Here is a 16,267-nt window from a genome sequence, read left to right as displayed (position 1 = left end):
GACTTCGGGGGAGGACCGCTGCGTCATTTCACGCGGAAGCGTACCGGCAAGGGGTGGCGCGGCGCCAACATCCGGGGCCCTGGCGCGAGCGGCTTTCGTGCGTCGCCTCTCGTGCTAAGTAGTCCTGCAGAGGCGGGAGGACTTCGAAGCTGACCACCGGACAGGAGTGGCTGGTTGATGCGAGCGGCTGCTCGCCTGGATTGCTCAAGGACGCGGCGGCGTTGGCGGCGCTCTTCGAGGAGCTCCTCGTCCTGCTCGACTTGAAGGTCGTGGGCCAGCCGCAGTGGCATGTATTCCCCGAGCCCGGTGGCATCACCGGACTGACGCTGCTTGCGGAGAGTCACCTGGCCATCCACACCTTCCCCGAGCATGGCTTCGCCGCGCTCAATGTCTACTGCTGCCGCCCCAGGACGCGCCCCGACTTCGAGTCGCTGTTGGCGCGTCACCTGAAGGCGGCCTCCTGCGAGGTGCGGGAGCTGAAGCGGGGGGTGATGGCGTGAGTCAGGGGAGGTGTCCGTCGTGCGGCGCGGATGTGGAGTTCACCGCCGGTTCGGCGCAGGTGGTGGTGTGTGGCCACTGCCAGACGGTGGTGGCTCGCAAGGGCGCTGACTTCGAGGCGCACGGGAAGATTGGCCGCGTCGTCGTCACTGACTCGCCGCTCCAACTGGGCGCGGAGGGTCGCTACGCGCGCACGGCGTTCCAGGTCGTGGGCCACCTCCAGAAGGACCATGGCGCGGGCCCGTGGGACGAATGGTACGTGGAGTTCTCCGACGGCCGCACCGCGTGGGTGAGCGAGTCCGAGGGCGCCTTCCACCTGCTGTTGGAAGCGGGCGTGGAAGAGGGCGTGTCGCTGTCGGACCTGCACCCCGGTGAGCGGCTGCGCCTGCGCAACCGCGTCTGGGTGGTGGAGGAGCGCGGCCACGGCAAGGTGGTGGCCGCCGAGGGGCAGCTCCCCAGCGACGTGGACCCCACGCAGGACTCCTATTACGTCGACGCCACCGGCTCCAAGGGCGCCTTCGTCACGCTCGACTTCGGCACGCGGAACAAGGACCCGGAAGTCTTCATCGGCGAGCGCCTCAAGCTGGAGCAGCTCGGGATTCCCGTCGACCAGCTCCGCCCGCGCGCCCGCCGCAAGGTGGACCTCCAGCAGGCGCGCTGCACCGAGTGCAACGGCCCCCTGGAGCTGCGGGCCCCGGACAAGTCCCTGCGCGTGGGCTGCCCGTTCTGCGGCGCGCTCCTGGACGTCAGCAAGGGCAAGCTGTCCTTCCTGCGGCTCCTGGAGAAGCCGGACCACGCGCCCATCATCCCCCTGGGGGCGAAGGGCACGCTGAAGAACACCGAGTGGATGTGCATCGGCTTCCTGGTGCGCTCCTGCACCGTGGAGGGCGTGCGCTACCCGTGGGAAGAGTACCTGCTCTTCCACAAGTCCAAGGGCTTCGTCTGGTTGATGCTCTCCAACGGCCACTGGGTGTTCCTGGAGCCGCTGGCGGCCGGTGACGTGGAGCTGTCGCCCCTGTCGTCCGCGTACTTCGAGGGCCGCCGCTACAAGGCCTTCCAGAACGTCCACGCCGTCACGGAGAACGTGCAGGGCGAGTTCTACTGGGAGGTGACGGCGGGCGAGTACGCCGAGGCCGCCGAGTACGTGTCCCCGCCGTACTCCATCAACGTGGACGCCACCGAGGACGAGGTGACGTACACGTATGGCGAGTACCTGCAGCCCGAGGTGGTGAAGGAGGCGTTCAAGCTGAAGGAGGTGGGGCCGACGTACGGCATCCTCCCCAGCCAGCCCAATCCCTACGCGGCGGGCATGCGCTCCACCATGCTGTGGTCCTTCCTCTGGCTGCTGGGGCTGCTGGTGCTGTCGGGCATCTTCTCCGTGAACTCGAGGGAAGAGGTGGTGCTCCAGGAGAACGTGACGGTGCCCGCGGACGCGGCCTCTGGGACGCCCGCCGCGATGAAGTTCAGCGCGCCCTTCGAGCTGACCAAGCGCGGCAACATGAAGGTGGAGGTCGCCGCGGGCCTCAGCAACGCCTGGATGGGCGTGCAGGGCGACCTGGTGAACCAGGAGACGGGTGACGTGGTGAGCTTCTACCAGGAGCTCAGCTACTACCAGGGCAACGACAGCGACGGCTTCTGGAGCGAGGGCAGCCCGAGCGACAGCCTGTACCTGTCCGCGCTTCCGGCGGGCAAGTATGTGCTGCGCACCACGGCGGCCTTCGACGCGTCACCCCGGCCGAGCGTGCGCAACTACAGTGTGAAGCTGGTGCACGACACGCCCAATGGCACCTGGCTCTGCGTGGCGCTGGTGCTGATGCTGCTGGCGCCGGTGTTCGCCTTCGTCCGCTCCCACGGCTTCGAGACGCGCCGGTGGGCGGACAGCAACCTGACGGAATAGACGCGCATGGCACGACACGGAGGCGCGGCATGAAGTGGTTCGGTGGACTGGTGCTGCTGGGTTACACGGCCATGATGATGTCCGGGTGGTCGCCCTTCACCAGTGAGGAGAGGGACCGTGTGCCGGGCAACGTGCGCCGAGGCCCGGGTGGCATCCTGTTGTGGACCGGTGGTTTTCAGGGAGGGAAGTGATGCTGTTACTCGGCGTCGTCGTGAGCTGGCAGGGTGTGCTGGCGAGCGTCATCTATTCGCTCATTGGCCTGGCGGTGTTCGTGGCGGGCTTCTTCGTCATCCGCCTCATCATGCCGTTCGACGTGCACAAGGAGCTGGAGGTCGACCAGAACACGGCGGTCGGCATCGTCATCGGCTCCTTCATCCTCGGCCTGTCCATCATCGTGGCCGCGGCCATCGGTGGTTGAGGGGCGGGGACTCCCGCTCGAAGAAGAAGTGAAGTGACGACGTGAACAAGACGCTGCTGTACATCACCGTCATCGTCATCGCGACGTGCGGGCTCGTCTACGAGCTCGTCGTCGGGGCGCTCGCCAGCTACCTGCTGGGTGATTCGATTACCCAGTTCTCCACCGTCATCGGTGGCTACCTCTTCGCGATGGGCATCGGCAGCTATCTGTCGCGCTACATCGACAAGGGGGTGGCGCAGCGGTTCGTGGAGGTGGAGCTGGCGGTGGCGCTCCTGGGCGGGCTGTGCGCGCCGGTGCTGTTCCTCACCTTCACGCTGACGGACCTGTTCCAGGTGGCGCTGTACGGCAGCGTCATCATCATCGGCACGCTGGTGGGGCTGGAGATTCCCCTCCTGCTGCGCATCCTCAAGGACCAGCTCAAGTTCAAGGACCTGGTCAGCCAGGTGCTGTCGCTCGACTACCTGGGCGCGCTCGCCGCCAGCGTCGCCTTCCCGCTGCTCCTGGTGCCGAAGCTGGGGCTGGTGCGCACCTCGCTCCTGTTCGGCATCCTGAACGCGGCGGTGGGCCTGTGGAGCACGTGGCTGCTCGCGCCGCTGTTGGGCAATCCGCTGCGCCTGCGCGTCAAGGCGGTGCTGCTCACGGTGCTGCTGGTGGTGGGCTTCGTGCTCGGAGACCGGCTCACGACGTTCTACGAGGACCAGCTCTACGCGGACGACGTGGTGCACGCGTCCAGCTCCCCCTACCAGCGCATCATCCTCACGCGCGGCAAGCGGGGCTTCTCGCTGTTCCTCAACGGCAACCTCCAGTTCGCCAGCGTGGACGAGTACCGCTACCACGAGTCCCTCGTGCATCCGGCCATGGTGCGCGCGGGAAGAATCGAGCACGTGCTCATCCTGGGCGGTGGAGACGGGCTCGCCGCGCGCGAGGTGCTGCGCTACCCGGAGGTCCGCTCCGTCACGCTGGTGGACCTGGACCCGGCGATTACCGGCCTGGCCATGGGCTACGGCGAGCTGGCGAAGCTCAACGGGAACGCGTTGACGGATGCGCGCATGCGCGTCGTCAACGCGGACGCCATGCAGTTCCTGATGGAGGGAGACCAGCGCTACGACGTGGTGATTGTGGACTTCCCGGACCCGAACAACTTCGCGCTGGGCAAGCTGTACACCACGGGCTTCTACAAGCTCCTGAAGAAGCGGGTGGCGCAGGACGGGGTGGCGGTGGTGCAGAGCACCAGCCCCCTGTTCGCCCGGCGCTCCTTCTGGTGCGTGGAGACGACGCTGAAGGCCGCGGGCTTCTGGACGCAGCCGTACCACGCGCTGGTGCCCTCGTTCGGCGAGTGGGGCTACGTGCTGGTGTCCCACGAGGCCCCCGGCCACCACCGGCCGCTGCCGGAGGGCCTGCGCTTCCTGGACCTGCCCACGCTGGAGTCGCTGACGCTGTTCCCTCCGGACATGAGCCCCCTGCCCGTGGAGGTGAACCGGCTGAACAACCAGGTGCTGGTGCACTACTACGAGGAGGAGTGGCGGCGGTGGAACTGACGCGGCGAGAGCTGGTCGCCGCGTTCCTCGGCTCGGCGGTGGCGAGCGGGTGCAAGCGCGAGCAGCCCCGTGCCCCCATTCCGGGCGCTGTCGTCGACCGCGCGGTGGAGGTGGGGCACCGGTTGCGTGGCGGGCCGCTGCCTCGCGCGGAGACGCTCGAAACGGTGGACGTGCTGGTGGTGGGCGCGGGCGTGGCGGGCCTGTCCGCCGCGTGGCGGCTGGCGGGCGCGGGCGTGAGGGACGTGCGCGTGGTGGAGCTGGAGTCGGAGGCCGGGGGCACGTCGCGCTCGGGGCGCAACTCCGTATCGGCCTTCCCCTGGGGCGCGCACTACCTGCCGGCGCCGCTGGAGGACAGGGGCCCGGTGGTGCGGCTGCTTCGTGAGATGGGCGCGGTGTCCGGCGTGGACGCGCAGGGCCTGCCGACCTTCGAGGAGACGCTGCTCATCCAGGAACCGGAGGAACGCCACTTCTACCGGGGCCACTGGTACGACGGGCTCTACCTGCGCGTGGGCGCGACGGCGGAGGACCTGGCGGAGCTGGAGCGCTTCGATGCGCGGATGAATGCCTTCGCCGCCGCCCGGGACGCGAAGGGACGCAAGGCGTTCGCGGTGCCGACGGCGCGCTCCAGCGACGACGCCGAGTGGACGGCGCTGGACACGCTGAGCATGGCGGCCTGGCTTGCGCGCGAGGGCTTCCGCTCCACGCGGCTGAAGTGGCTGGTGGACTACGCGTGCCGCGACGACTACGGCGCCACGTCCGAGCACATCTCCGCGTGGGCCGGCATCTGGTACTTCGCCGCGCGCCAGGACGGGCAGGGCGAGCGCAGCGAGGGCTTCCTGAGCTGGCCCGAGGGCAATGGCCGGCTGGTGCACCAACTGCTCTCCGCGTTGCCTCCCCGCGCGGTGGAGCGCGACGTGCTGGTGCACACGGTGGAGCCGGGCGAGCAGGGCTGCCGGGTGGACGCGCTGGATGCTCGCACGGGCAAGCCTCGCTCCTTCCAGGCGCGACAGGTGGTGCTCGCGTGCCCGCGCTTCCTCGCGGCGCACCTGGTGGCGCCGTGGCGGACAGCGCGGCCGGCATGGTTGGATGCCTTCACCTACGCGCCGTGGGTGGTGGCGAACCTGACGCTGTCGTCGCCGCCGGTGTCGAGAGGCTTCCCGCTGGCCTGGGACAACGTGTTCCAGGAGAGCAACAGCCTGGGCTACGTGGTGGCCACGCATCAGCGCCTGCGCCAGGACGAGAACGGCCCCACGGTGCTCACGTGGTACCTGCCCATGGCCGGCGCGGACGTGAAGGCCGAGCGCACCAAGGCGCTCTCCGCCAGCTACACGGACTGGGAAGCGCTCGTCATGGCGGACATGCGGCCCGCGCACCCGGGCATCGCCCAGCAGGCGCAGCGCCTGGAGGTGCAGCGCTGGGGCCACGCCATGGTGCGGCCGACGCCGGGCTTCATGTGGGGACCGGAGCGCCGGGCCGCGCAGGAGAGCGTGGGGCGCCATCTACACTTCGCGCACACGGACCTGGGTGGGCTGGCCCTCTTCGAGGAAGCCAACTGGTTCGGAGTGAAGGCCGCGGAGCGCGTCCTGACAGAGCTGGGGCAGGCTTCCGCGAGCTGGCTCTAGCCTCCCTCCATCCGCGAGGTGCCAGGGGCTGGCGGGCCGGGCCTTGCCTGCTCGGGTCCGTCCCGGGGGCAGCGGTCAGTGTCCGGGGGTGTGCCCATTTCTGACCCTCGGGGTCGGGACGTGTCCGTCTGGAACATCCGAGGACGCGCGACGGTGGCCCCAGGAGCACGACTTCGCGGAGGCACACCATGTCGCTCAAGGAATACAAACCCGGCAGCACCTTCCCTGGCACCATCGGCCGGACATGGGAGCAGTCGTCTCCGGCGTGGCCCCAACCGCTGCGCGCGAAGGCGGGCGCACCCAACGTCCTCTTCATCGTCCTGGACGACACGGGCTTCGGGCACCTGGGCTGCTATGGCTCGCCCATCCGCACGCCGAACCTGGACAAGCTGGCGAAGGGCGGCCTGCTCTACAGCAACATGCACACCACCGCGCTGTGCTCGCCCACGCGCTCGTGCATCCTCACCGGCCGCAACCACCACTCCAACGGCATGGCCACCATCACCGAGGTCTCCCTCGGCTACCCGGGCTACAACGGCACCATCCCCTTCGAGAACGGCTTCCTCTCGGAGATGCTGTCGAAGCAGGGTTACAACACGTATGCGGTGGGCAAGTGGCACCTGACGCCCACGGAGCAGACGAGCGCGGCGGGGCCCTATGACCGCTGGCCGCTGGGTCGGGGCTTCGAGCGGTTCTACGGCTTCCTCGGCGGCGACACGCACCAGTACTACCCGGACCTCGTCCACGACAACCACCCGGTGCTGCCACACAAGACTCCCGAGGAGGGCTACCACCTCACCGAGGACCTGGTGGACCGCGCCGTGGACTTCATCGCGGACTCCAAGCAGGTGGCGCCGGACAAGCCGTTCTTCATGTACTTCTGCACGGGCGCGATGCACGCCCCGCATCACGTCCCCAAGGAGTGGGTGGACAAGTACAAGGGCCAGTTCGACGACGGCTGGGACGAGTTCCGCAAGAAGGTGTTCCAGCGTCAGCTCAAGCTCGGCGTCATTCCTCCCGGGACGAAGCTGTCCCGACATGACCCGGACGTGGCGGAGTGGGACAGCCTTCCGCCCGAGGAGAAGCGCCTCTACGCGCGGATGATGGAGGTCTTCGCGGGCTACCTGGAGCACACGGACCACCACATCGGCCGGTTGCTGAAGTCCCTGGAGGAGAGCGGTGAGCTGGACAACACGCTCATCATGGTCATCTCCGACAACGGCGCGAGCGCCGAGGGCGGGCCCCATGGCTCCGTCAACGAGCTGAAGTTCTTCAACAACACGCCGGAGTCGCTGGAGCAGAACATCGCGGCCATGGACGACCTGGGTGGGCCCAAGTACTTCAATCACTACTCGTGGGGCTGGGCGTGGGCCGGGGATACGCCGTTCCGCCGGTGGAAGCGCGAGGTGTACCGGGGCGGCACGACGGACCCGTTCATCGTCCACTGGCCCAAGGGCATCCGCGCGCGGGGCGAGGTCCGCACGCAGTACTGCCACGCCATCGACATGGTGCCCACGGTGCTGGACTGCCTGGGCGTGGAGCCGCCCCAGGACATCCGGGGTGTCACGCAGTCGCCCATCGAGGGTGTCAGCTTCCGCCACTCCTTCGACGACGCGCGCGCGGAGAGCCACCACCACACGCAGTACTTCGAGATGTTCACCAGCCGCGCCATCTACCATGACGGCTGGCGGGCGGTGTGCCCCTTCCCCGGGCCGTCCTTCACGGAGGCGGGCGAGGCGTTCGGCGAGTCGGCCATCACCGAGGAGCGGCTGCGCAAGCTCGACGCGGAGGGGTGGGAGCTGTACCACGTGGCGGAGGACTGCTCGGAGACGAAGAACCTCGCGCAAGAAGAGCGGGGCAAGCTCATCGAGATGATTGCCCTCTGGTACGTGGAGGCGGGCCGCTACAAGGTCCTCCCGCTCGCGGCGCTGGACCGGGCGGTGTTCGCCGCGGAGCGTCCGCAAATCACCAAGGACCGCAAGCGCTACGTCTACCGGCCGCACACCTCACCCGCGCCGGAGAACGTGGCGGTGCATGTGCTCAACCGGCCGCACTCCATCACCGCGAAGGTGGACGTGGATGGAGACGCGGAGGGCGTGCTGCTCAGCCACGGCGGGATTACGGGCGGCTACACCTTCTTCATCCAGGACCGGAAGCTGCACTACGTCTACAACTTCGTGGGCGAGCGGGAGTTCCACATCGAGTCGGCGATGGAGATACCCGCCGGCCGCACGGAGCTGCGCTTCGAGTTCGAGCCCACGGGTGAGCCGGACCTCGACGCCGGCAAGGGCGCTCCGGGACGCGGCAAGCTCTTCATCGACGGGGACCTGGTCGCCCAGAGCGACATCTCCTCGACGATGCCGCTGCTCATCAGCCTGGGCGAGGGCCTGACGTGCGGGCGGGATGACAACTCGTCGGTGAGCACGATGTACCGCCCACCCTTCACGTTCCGGGGCGGCACGTTGCGCGAGGTGGTCGTGGACGTATCCGGTGAGCACCTCCACGACGAGCAGAAGGAGCGCAAGACGGTGATGGCTCGGCAGTAGGGGGAGGCGACACGTCGTCGCCTGATGGGGCCCGGCCTCTTCCCAGCGCTTCAGGGAGGCCGGGCCCTCTTTTCTTCAGAGCACCGGGGTGGGCGGGTCGAAGCCCAGCAGGATTCCGCCGGTGAGCTCCAGCGTGGGCCGGGCCACCATGGCGTGCTGGGTGAGGGTGTGGACGTCGCGGAAGCAGCGCTGGAGCGCGCTGGTGTGGAACACGGCGGGGCCGCCCGCGGCCTCGTACATGCGGTCCACCGCGCGCGCGGAGCTTCGCGTGGCATGTGTCATGGCCAGGCGCAGGTCCGCCCTGCCGCGCACGGAGACGGGACCTCGGGTGGCTTCGTCATGGAGGGCGTGAATCGTCTCCAGCACGAAGGCTCGGGACGCGCGCACCTCGGCCTCCGCTTCGGCGACGGCCTCCTGCACGGCGGGCCGCGCGGCCAGCAGCCTGCGCTCCACCACCACCGTCTTCTGTCGGGCCAGCGTGGTCAGCTCATCGATGGCGCGCCGGGCGATGCCCAGGGCCACGGCGGGGATGCCCAGGCCCAAGAGGCCGAAGGGAAAGCCATACAGCGGGCGCGCGACGTGGGGCGGCGCGAAGAACGAGAAGCCGTGGTCGTCCGGGACGAAGAGGTCCTTCACCTCCATGTCGCCGCTGCCGGTGCCGCACAGGCCGGAGGCGAACCACGTGTCATGGAGCGTGACGTCCCTGGCGGGGAGGAAGAACAGGCGCGTCTCCGGCACGCCCTCGCGCACCATGCGCGGCTTGCCGCCCTCCGTGACGAGCGCGCCGCCCACGAGCCAGTGACAGTGCTGGCTTCCGCTGGCCCAGGCCCAGCGGCCGGTGAGCCGGTGGCCACCCTCGACACGCTCGGCGCGGCCCAGGGGCGCGGCCACGCCTCCGGTGATGACGTCCGGCGCGGAGAAGATGGCGCGGCCCACGGGCTCCGGGAGCCACGCCGCCGTCAGCGCGGTGGCGGAGCCAATCATCGCGCACCAGCCGGTGGCGCCGTCCGCGCGCGAGAGGGCTTCGATGACCTGGAAGGAGAGCGCGGGGTGGAGCTCCAGCCCGCCGTACGTCTCCGGAATCATCATCCGGAAGATGCCGGCGCGATTCAGCTCCGCGACGAGGTCCTCGGGCAGCCGGCGCGCGGTCTCGATTTCGGCGGAGCGCGCGGACAGGCGCGGCGCGAGCTCCACGGCGGTGGCGAGCAGGGGATGGGCGGGGAGAGGGAAGGAACTCGTCATGGCCGACAGCCTAGGAAGTCCTGACTCCTGGTTGCCAGCGGGGAGGTGGAAGGAAGATGGTGGGGCGCCTCGAACCCGGAGCCGCCGATGAGCACCCTCCCGAGCCGTCAAGTCGTCCTCGCGCGCCACATCCCCGGACTGCCCGAGCCGGAGCACTTCCGCGTGGAGCGCGTGGAAGTGGGCGAGCCTCGGGACGGAGAGCTGCGGGTGAGGACGCTGTTCGCGTCCGTGGACCCGGGCACGCTGGCCCGGTTGGGGGGCGTGGACTCGTACGCTCCGGCCCTCGAATTGGGTGAGGTCATCGGGAGCGCGACGGTGGGCGAGGTGCTGGCGTCCCGTGACACGCGCTACGCCGTGGGCGACGTGGTGGTGGGAGGCTGGGGCTGGCGGGAGCACGCGGTGGTGAGCGCGCGGGGACTGCGCAAGGTGGACCCTGGACCGGAGTCCGCCTCGGCGGAGCTGGGCGTGCTCGGCATTCCCGGGCTGACGGCGTACTTCGGCATCCTGGAGCTGGGGCGTCCCCAGGCTGGGGAGACGGTGCTGGTGTCCTCGGCCGCGGGCGCGGTGGGCTCCATCTCGGGACAAATCGCGAAGCGTCAGGGCGCTCGCGTGGTGGGCATCGCGGGCGGCCCGGAGAAGTGTCGCTGGGTGGTGGAGGCGCTGGGCTTCGACGCCTGCCTCGACTACCGCGCGGAGAAGGACCTGGCCGCCGCCATCCGACGGGAGTGTCCCCAGGGCGTGGGTGTGTACCTGGACAACGTGGGCGGCTCCACGCTGGACGCGGCGCTCACGTGCATGGCGCTGAAGGGCCGCGTGGTGGTGTCGGGGCTCGTCGCGGACTACGGCGTTCCGCCGGAGGCTCGCGCGGGGTTGAAGAACACGCCGTTCCTCATCATCCAGCGGCTGCGCATGGAGGGCTTCGTGGTGTTCGACTACGCCGCGCGCTTCGGTGAGGCGCGGGCGGCGCTGCGTGCGTGGCTCCAGGACGGCTCGCTCCGTCACCGCGAGCACATCGTGGAGGGACTGGAGTCCGCGCCCGCCGTGTTCGCCGGCCTGTTCCGAGGCGAGAACTTCGGCCGCGCGGTGGTGAAGGTGGGGTGAGGCCGTTGCAGGCCTCACCCGGGAACATCGTTCAGGCCATCTTCTCGCGCAGGTAGGCCTCAAGCTCGGAGATGGCCACGCGCTCCTGGGTCATCGAGTCGCGGTGGCGCACCGTCACGGTGTCCTTCGAGGAAGCGGACTCGCCATCTCCAAGCGTGTCGAAGTCGACCGTGACGCAGAAGGGGGTGCCAATCTCGTCCTGGCGGCGGTACAGCTTTCCGATGGCGCCAGTGTCGTCGTAGACGACCCGCATCGAGCCCGAGGACTGCAACTGGCGACGGATGCCCTTGGCCACGCCCACGATGCCCGGATGGTTCTTCTTCAGCGGGAGCACCGCCACCTTGATGGGCGCCAGGCGCGGCTTGAAGTGCAGCACCGTCCGGTAGAACTCGTCGACGACGGGGTCCACCTGCCCGCGGAGCTTCTTCGCGACCTCGATGCTCTCCGCGCCCGGCATGGAGAGCAGCCCGGTCATGGACGCGAGCCGCTCACCGAGCGCGCCGGCGATTCGCTCACCCTCGGCGAGGAGGGCGTTCTTCGCCTCCACCGGGAGCTTCTCGTTGCGACCGACGGACTTGAGGAAGGCGCCGAGCGCCTCCTCGACGGGCTTCAGGCGCTCCGCCGGAGCGGGCTTCACCTGCTCCTCGGCATACGCCTCGCTCAGCACCGCGAGCACGCCACGGTCGACGCCCGCGGACGGCTCGATGACGAACGGCACCACGTGCTGCTTCGTCTCGGGGTCGAAGTACGTGAGCTTCTCGGTGCTGTGGCCGTTGGGGGACACGCGCGCCTTCAAGCCGAGCGAGCCCTGGTCCTTGCTGTGTGAGCCCAGGTCATAGTCGGTGCGGTTGGCGATACCTTCGAGCTCCTCCAGCCCATGAGGGAAGCGGTAGAGCAGGTCGACGGTGGCCTTGGCGTAGTGCGCGAGCTCGTCCGGCTTCTGGTGGTACGGCACCAGGTTCTCGCGGGAGAGACCGACGGAAATCCACCAGTTGATGCGGTCCTCGACCCACTTCTGGTGCCAGGCCTCGTCCTCGCCGGGCTTCACGAAGAACTCGACCTCCATCTGCTCGAACTCCCGCACCCGGAAGATGAAGTTGCGCGGGGTGATTTCGTTGCGGAACGCCTTGCCTATCTGCGCGACGCCGAACGGGAGCTTGCGGGAGGTCGAATCCAGCACGTGCTTGAAGTTGACGAAGATGCCCTGCGCCGTCTCGGGGCGCAGGTACGAGAACGACTCGGGGTCTGGCACCGGTCCGACCTGTGTCTTGAACATCAGGTTGAACGGGCGGGGCTCGGTCAGCTCGGTGGAGGCACAGTTCGGACACTTGCCGGCGATCTGGTCCGCGCGCCAGCGCATCTTGCAGCTCTTGCAGTCGACCATCGGGTCCACGAAGGTCTCTTCGTGCCCCGAGTAGCGCCACGTGAGCTTGTTCATGAGGATGGCGGCGTCGATGCCCTCCATGTCCTCACGCTCCCAGACATTGGCGCGCCACCAGGCCAGCTTCAGGTTGTTCTTCAGCTCGACGCCCAGCGGACCGTAGTCGTACGTACCCTGAAGGCCTCCATAGATGGCGGACCCCGGGAAGATGAAGCCCCGGCGCTTACACAGGGAAACGAGCTGCTCCATCGTCTGCGCGGCCATCGGTGTGTGGCTCCTTCGTGAACAGCGAGGCGTCCGAGCCTACACCGGTCATGGCGGGTAACCGTCACCCCGCGGTGTCACCAGGGGCTGGGCTCAGGGGCCTCCCAGGTGGGTGATGTAGCGCATGCGCCCGTCGGGGAGCGCCTCCTGGTGGAGCAGGGGCTCGGTGTCCACCGCGATGATGACGATGTCCCTTCGCTGTCCCAGGGCGACCAGCTCGCTGGGCCGGGGCTCCACGGGGCTCGCACCCCCGCCCACTCCATCGGGGAAGAAGAGGGCATGGCCCTTCTCCAGATAGAGGACGGGGACGTGTGCATCCTCGTCCTCGGGCACGAAGACATGCACCGTGCGCGCGAGCGGTGCCAGGTCCAATCCACACGAGGTGAGCAGGATGAGCAGTGGGAGCATCCAGTAACGCATGACGGTCCTCCTGGCCTCGGCGCGCGGCCGGGCACTCCGTGAATCGTGAAGCCCGCGAGTCGCGAGCAGGGCTGTGACGTGACTCGGGCTGGAGCCGGCCACCGAGGACGCGGACCTCGTCGATGCAAGGGCCGCGTCGGTGCTTCAGTCGGACCGTGCTTCGTCCGAGCCTTCCCCGCTCAAGTCGGCGGCGCGACGTCGCAGCGTCCCGAGGCCTTTTGGGAGAGGTCCTCCGCCACGGTGCGCAGCAGCGTGCCTGTCAGGGTGGAGCGGTCTGTTGCTCCCGTCCCCTCCGTCCGCGAGAGCCAGGAGGCCATGCGCCCCAGACTGGCCGCCGTCACCACATTCAGCTTCACCTCCACCTGGACGATGAGGCGCTCACCGTCCTCGGGGCGCGCCTCCAGCGTCCAGGCAACGCGGTCCAGCTCCAGCGTGGCGGGCCCTTCCGGGAGCGGCCTTCCATCCAGCATGTAGCCCTCACGGGTGAAGGCAATCACCTGGGTGAGCCTGGCGCCGTCCACCCGGGTGTTGAACCAGAGCGCGCGGCGCTTCCACAGCGTCAGCTCCACCTCCAGCTTCCCCGCCATGCCCAGCCGCACCAGCCGGTCCAGCTCCGCCGAGAGGAAGGAGAAGGCCTCCGAGCGGGCCAGCACGCGCCGCCCGGAGAGGGTGGCGGTGCAGGTGACGCGCGGTTCCTCCGCCCAGGCCCCGGGCGCGAACAGTGCCGCCGCGGCCACCAGGGCCGCGCCGAGCGTGCGTCTTGTCCGTGTCCCCATTCGTTTCATGGGCCTCAGAAAGTCCGCACGAAGAACAGGCGGGCCTCGGGCGTGGCCGTGGCCTTCTCGTCCGTGCGCCACGCGACATCCACGCGCACGTCGTCGCTGAAGTGGAACGTGCCACCGACGCCCAGCCGCGCGTCCTGCCACTCACCGGCACCGCGCACCGTGCCCAGGTCCGCGAAGACGCCGAAGGAATGCCACCGGTACTCGGCCGTCCCCAGCACCGACACGTCGCCCTTGAACTCCTTGAAGCCAAAGCCTCGCAGCGCGCTCCAGCCACCCAGCGCCTCACGCTTCTGCTCGGGGAGGTTGTCGCCGCCCGCGCCGCGCAGCCGCAGCCGCAGGCCCGTCTCCCAGCCCGTGGGCACCACCATCGTCACGTCGCCCAGGAGCTTCCAGAAGCGCTCGTCCGGACCCGTCGCGGCGGGACCCTCGCCCACCTCCAGCGTGACGAACCCATGCAGGAACGGGCTGCGTCCCCAGTCCTTGTCCACGTGGAAGAGGGGCGTCTCCGGCGTGCGGAACAGCGAGCCCACCTTCGCGTTGCGAGGGCTGCCGCTGGCGTACTCCAGCCGGGCGATGACGGACTGGAAGCGGCCCTCGTCCACCGGTGCGTTGGGGAAGGGAGGCGAGTCGCGGCGGAACAGCGAGAGCGGCGGGGTGAAGCTGCGCAGCGTCTCGTAGCGGTCGGAGCGGTACTCGACGCCGGCGAGCCAGTCCTCGGACCAGCGGAAGGTCGCGAACGCCGCCACGCCCTTGCGGCGGAAGTAGTCGCGGTCCGGCCGGTTGATGAGGGCCGAATAGATGGACGAGTCGATGTCGCTCATCCGCCACCGGTCCAGCGTGTCCGTGAAGTCGTACGCCTGCCCGCCCAGCTCCGCGAGCCCCACCGCCGGAACCTCCACGCGCGCTCCGCCCAGCAGGTTGAGTTCGCGCTGCCGCTTCGTGCCCTCGGGGTCATCCGGCAGGCGCTGCCCACCCCAGCGAAGGGGGATGAAGGCGGCGGCGTCCAGCGTGGTGTGGAGGCGGTCCTTCGAATCCCAGATGCGCAGCGAGCCCGCCAGGCCCGGAGCGAACCCCGTCACCTGCGTGTGGATGGGCAGCAGGTCCAGGTCCAGGTCCGGCCGACGCGTGCGCACGTGCACCACGAGGCGCCGTCCCTCCAGCGTGATTCCCTCGCCATCGTGGCCATGCCGCCAGGACTCGAACAGCTCGCCCCAGCTCAGGTCGAACTCGACCTGCTCACGGCGACGGCGCTCCCCGCGCTTCTGCTCCTCCGTCCGGTAGTGGCGCACGCCGTCGGCCGCGCGCTCCTCGACGATGCGCGCGTCGCGTCGGCGCGCGGCTTCGTCGGAGTCCGTGTCCACGCTCGACGCTTGCAGGAAGGGCAGGCGCGACTCCAGTCGCTCCATGGCGCGGCGCGCGTCGCTGCGAAGGAAGACGTCTCCGGCCTTCAGGTCCAGCGACTCGCGCACCCGGTCCGCGATGGGGCCGTCCACGCCCACCACGTCCACGTCCTCCAGGCGGCCCTCGTCCACGATGATGGTGAGCTGGCCCTTCGGTGTCAGCGTGCCGGACAGGCTCGCGAGCATGTAGCCGTCGCCGCGCAAGTCTCGCAGCGCGCGTTGCAGCGCGGCCGACACCCCTCCGAGGACGAGACCGGGGCGGTACTCCTCGCGCTCCATCCGGGCCAGCCACTCACGAGGCGGACGCTGCGGCGGGCACGGAGTGCTGACGACGGTCAGCGTCCCACGCGCGCCATTCACGCGCAGGGTGGCGGTGAACTCCTCATCCTCGTCTTCGTCCTCGTCGGGGAAGCGGCGCGGCAGACGGAAGACCTCTTCGAGGATTTCGGTGTGCCGCAGGTCCTGGAGTCCCTCCACCTCCACCGACGTGACGATGGGGTTCTCTTCCAGATGCACTTCCAGGACGACGGGCCCCTGCTCGGGGAGACGCAGGCGCGGCTCGACACGGGCGAACAGGCCGGTGTGCGCCAGGCGGCGCAGCATCCGCTGGAGGTCGCGGGTCTGAAGGGGCGCGCCAGGCTCGGTGGACGGCGAGCCGATGAAGGCGCGCACCTGGTCCTCCGTCAGCCGCTTGAGGCCATGCAGTTCGACGCGCTCCGGCGTGAGCGCGCGGCCATCCACGTTGAGCTCCAGCGGATGGAGGATGGCGAGGTCTTCCACCTCTTCGTCGAGGTAGTCCTCGTCGCACTTCTCCTTCTCGCGCCTGCGCTCGCGCTCGCGCCGGTCCGCTGCCCGCTCGTTGCGCGACTCCGTTCGAGCCGCTGCCCGGGCGTCCTCTTCCTCCTCCTCGCGCTCGTCCGCCGCCTGCTCGTTGCGAGCCTCGGTCCGAGCGTCCTCTTCGCGCCGACTCGCCGCCCGCTCGTTCCGGGCTTCGGCTCGCGAGTCTTCCTCCTCCTCGCTCCGCCAGCGCTCCGACCGCTTGTTGCGAGTCTCGTCCCGTGCGTCCTCCTCGCGCGCGGGCGAGGTCTTCGTGCCCTGGGGGAGCGGAAGGGGCAGGCCGTGCTCCTCCTCGGCGGGGGCCACGGGAGCCACGGG

13 protein-coding genes are annotated in these 16,267 nt (G+C 69.3%); 8 read left to right on the top strand and 5 right to left on the bottom strand.

Annotated features, from left to right (window positions below):
• Positions 1 to 200 precede the first annotated feature (200 nt).
• From speD to FJV41_RS38585, 7 genes are all read left to right on the top strand, one after another.
• Entirely contained in the window at positions 201 to 500 is a 300-nt protein-coding gene (speD, locus tag FJV41_RS38610; RefSeq protein WP_246137686.1) for an S-adenosylmethionine decarboxylase, read from the top strand.
• Positions 497 to 2,395 carry a DUF4178 domain-containing protein gene (locus tag FJV41_RS38605; RefSeq protein ID WP_141647620.1) on the top strand — a complete coding sequence of 633 codons (1,899 nt, stop codon included), beginning with the start codon at positions 497 to 499 and terminating at the stop codon, positions 2,393 to 2,395. The genes speD and FJV41_RS38605 overlap by 4 nt, the downstream gene beginning before the upstream one ends.
• Before the next feature lie 29 nt (positions 2,396 to 2,424).
• Positions 2,425 to 2,586 (top strand): hypothetical protein, encoded by a 162-nt coding sequence (locus tag FJV41_RS52660; protein ID WP_174454657.1) that lies wholly within the window; start codon positions 2,425 to 2,427, stop codon positions 2,584 to 2,586.
• Positions 2,586 to 2,813 carry a DUF350 domain-containing protein gene (locus tag FJV41_RS38600; protein ID WP_141647619.1) on the top strand — a complete coding sequence of 76 codons (228 nt, stop codon included), beginning with the start codon at positions 2,586 to 2,588 and terminating at the stop codon, positions 2,811 to 2,813. Before FJV41_RS52660 ends, FJV41_RS38600 begins: the two co-directional genes overlap by 1 nt.
• A gap of 41 nt (positions 2,814 to 2,854) precedes the next feature.
• Positions 2,855 to 4,351, top strand: a complete 1,497-nt coding sequence (locus tag FJV41_RS38595; protein ID WP_141647618.1) for a polyamine aminopropyltransferase — start codon at positions 2,855 to 2,857, stop codon at positions 4,349 to 4,351.
• Complete coding sequence (locus tag FJV41_RS38590; protein WP_181791228.1) at positions 4,342 to 5,973, top strand: FAD-dependent oxidoreductase; 1,632 nt, start codon at positions 4,342 to 4,344, stop codon at positions 5,971 to 5,973. Before FJV41_RS38595 ends, FJV41_RS38590 begins: the two co-directional genes overlap by 10 nt.
• Positions 5,974 to 6,161: 188 nt before the next feature.
• On the top strand, positions 6,162 to 8,519 hold the full coding sequence (locus tag FJV41_RS38585; RefSeq protein ID WP_141647616.1) for an arylsulfatase: 2,358 nt from the start codon (positions 6,162 to 6,164) through the stop codon (positions 8,517 to 8,519).
• A 75-nt stretch (positions 8,520 to 8,594) separates the two neighbouring features.
• On the opposite strand, the gene FJV41_RS38580 is transcribed toward FJV41_RS38585, so the two are convergent.
• The gene (locus tag FJV41_RS38580) at positions 8,595 to 9,761 is read right to left on the bottom strand and encodes an acyl-CoA dehydrogenase family protein (RefSeq protein ID WP_141647615.1); all 1,167 of its coding nucleotides are present in this window, start codon (positions 9,759 to 9,761) and stop codon (positions 8,595 to 8,597) included.
• Positions 9,762 to 9,848: 87 nt separating this feature from the next.
• Here FJV41_RS38580 and FJV41_RS38575 point away from each other — a divergent pair, with 87 nt between their 5' ends.
• Entirely contained in the window at positions 9,849 to 10,862 is a 1,014-nt protein-coding gene (locus FJV41_RS38575; RefSeq protein WP_141647614.1) for an NADP-dependent oxidoreductase, read from the top strand.
• Between the two features lie 31 nt (positions 10,863 to 10,893).
• On the opposite strand, the gene FJV41_RS38570 is transcribed toward FJV41_RS38575, so the two are convergent.
• The 4 genes from FJV41_RS38570 to FJV41_RS38555 form a co-directional block, all read right to left on the bottom strand.
• A complete protein-coding gene (locus FJV41_RS38570; RefSeq protein WP_141647613.1) occupies positions 10,894 to 12,507 on the bottom strand; it encodes a glycine--tRNA ligase in 1,614 nt (537 codons plus the stop codon).
• 93 nt (positions 12,508 to 12,600) lie between these two features.
• Positions 12,601 to 12,927 (bottom strand): hypothetical protein, encoded by a 327-nt coding sequence (locus FJV41_RS52655; RefSeq protein ID WP_181791226.1) that lies wholly within the window; start codon positions 12,925 to 12,927, stop codon positions 12,601 to 12,603.
• A gap of 179 nt (positions 12,928 to 13,106) precedes the next feature.
• Entirely contained in the window at positions 13,107 to 13,712 is a 606-nt protein-coding gene (locus tag FJV41_RS38560; RefSeq protein ID WP_141647612.1) for a hypothetical protein, read from the bottom strand.
• A 5-nt stretch (positions 13,713 to 13,717) separates the two neighbouring features.
• A partial coding sequence (locus FJV41_RS38555) for a BamA/TamA family outer membrane protein (RefSeq protein ID WP_181791224.1) occupies positions 13,718 to 16,267 on the bottom strand: 2,550 nt, incomplete at its 5' end.

This window comes from Myxococcus llanfairpwllgwyngyllgogerychwyrndrobwllllantysiliogogogochensis, assembly GCF_006636215.1.
Classification (GTDB): Bacteria; Myxococcota; Myxococcia; order Myxococcales; family Myxococcaceae; genus Myxococcus; species Myxococcus llanfairpwllgwyngyllgogerychwyrndrobwllllantysiliogogogochensis.
The sequence above is the reverse complement of the archived record's forward strand: the minus strand, read 5'-3'. Positions and strand labels throughout refer to the sequence as shown.

Coding starts and splice junctions, on each gene's coding strand:
- FJV41_RS38570 (WP_141647613.1), bottom strand. CDS start 12,507: ATGGCCGCGCAGACGATGGAGCAGCTCGTTTCCCTGTGTAAGCGCCGG.
- FJV41_RS38580 (WP_141647615.1), bottom strand. CDS start 9,761: ATGACGAGTTCCTTCCCTCTCCCCGCCCATCCCCTGCTCGCCACCGCC.
- FJV41_RS38560 (WP_141647612.1), bottom strand. CDS start 13,712: ATGAAACGAATGGGGACACGGACAAGACGCACGCTCGGCGCGGCCCTG.
- FJV41_RS52655 (WP_181791226.1), bottom strand. CDS start 12,927: ATGCGTTACTGGATGCTCCCACTGCTCATCCTGCTCACCTCGTGTGGA.
- FJV41_RS52660 (WP_174454657.1), top strand. CDS start 2,425: ATGAAGTGGTTCGGTGGACTGGTGCTGCTGGGTTACACGGCCATGATG.
- FJV41_RS38575 (WP_141647614.1), top strand. CDS start 9,849: ATGAGCACCCTCCCGAGCCGTCAAGTCGTCCTCGCGCGCCACATCCCC.
- FJV41_RS38600 (WP_141647619.1), top strand. CDS start 2,586: ATGCTGTTACTCGGCGTCGTCGTGAGCTGGCAGGGTGTGCTGGCGAGC.
- FJV41_RS38585 (WP_141647616.1), top strand. CDS start 6,162: ATGTCGCTCAAGGAATACAAACCCGGCAGCACCTTCCCTGGCACCATC.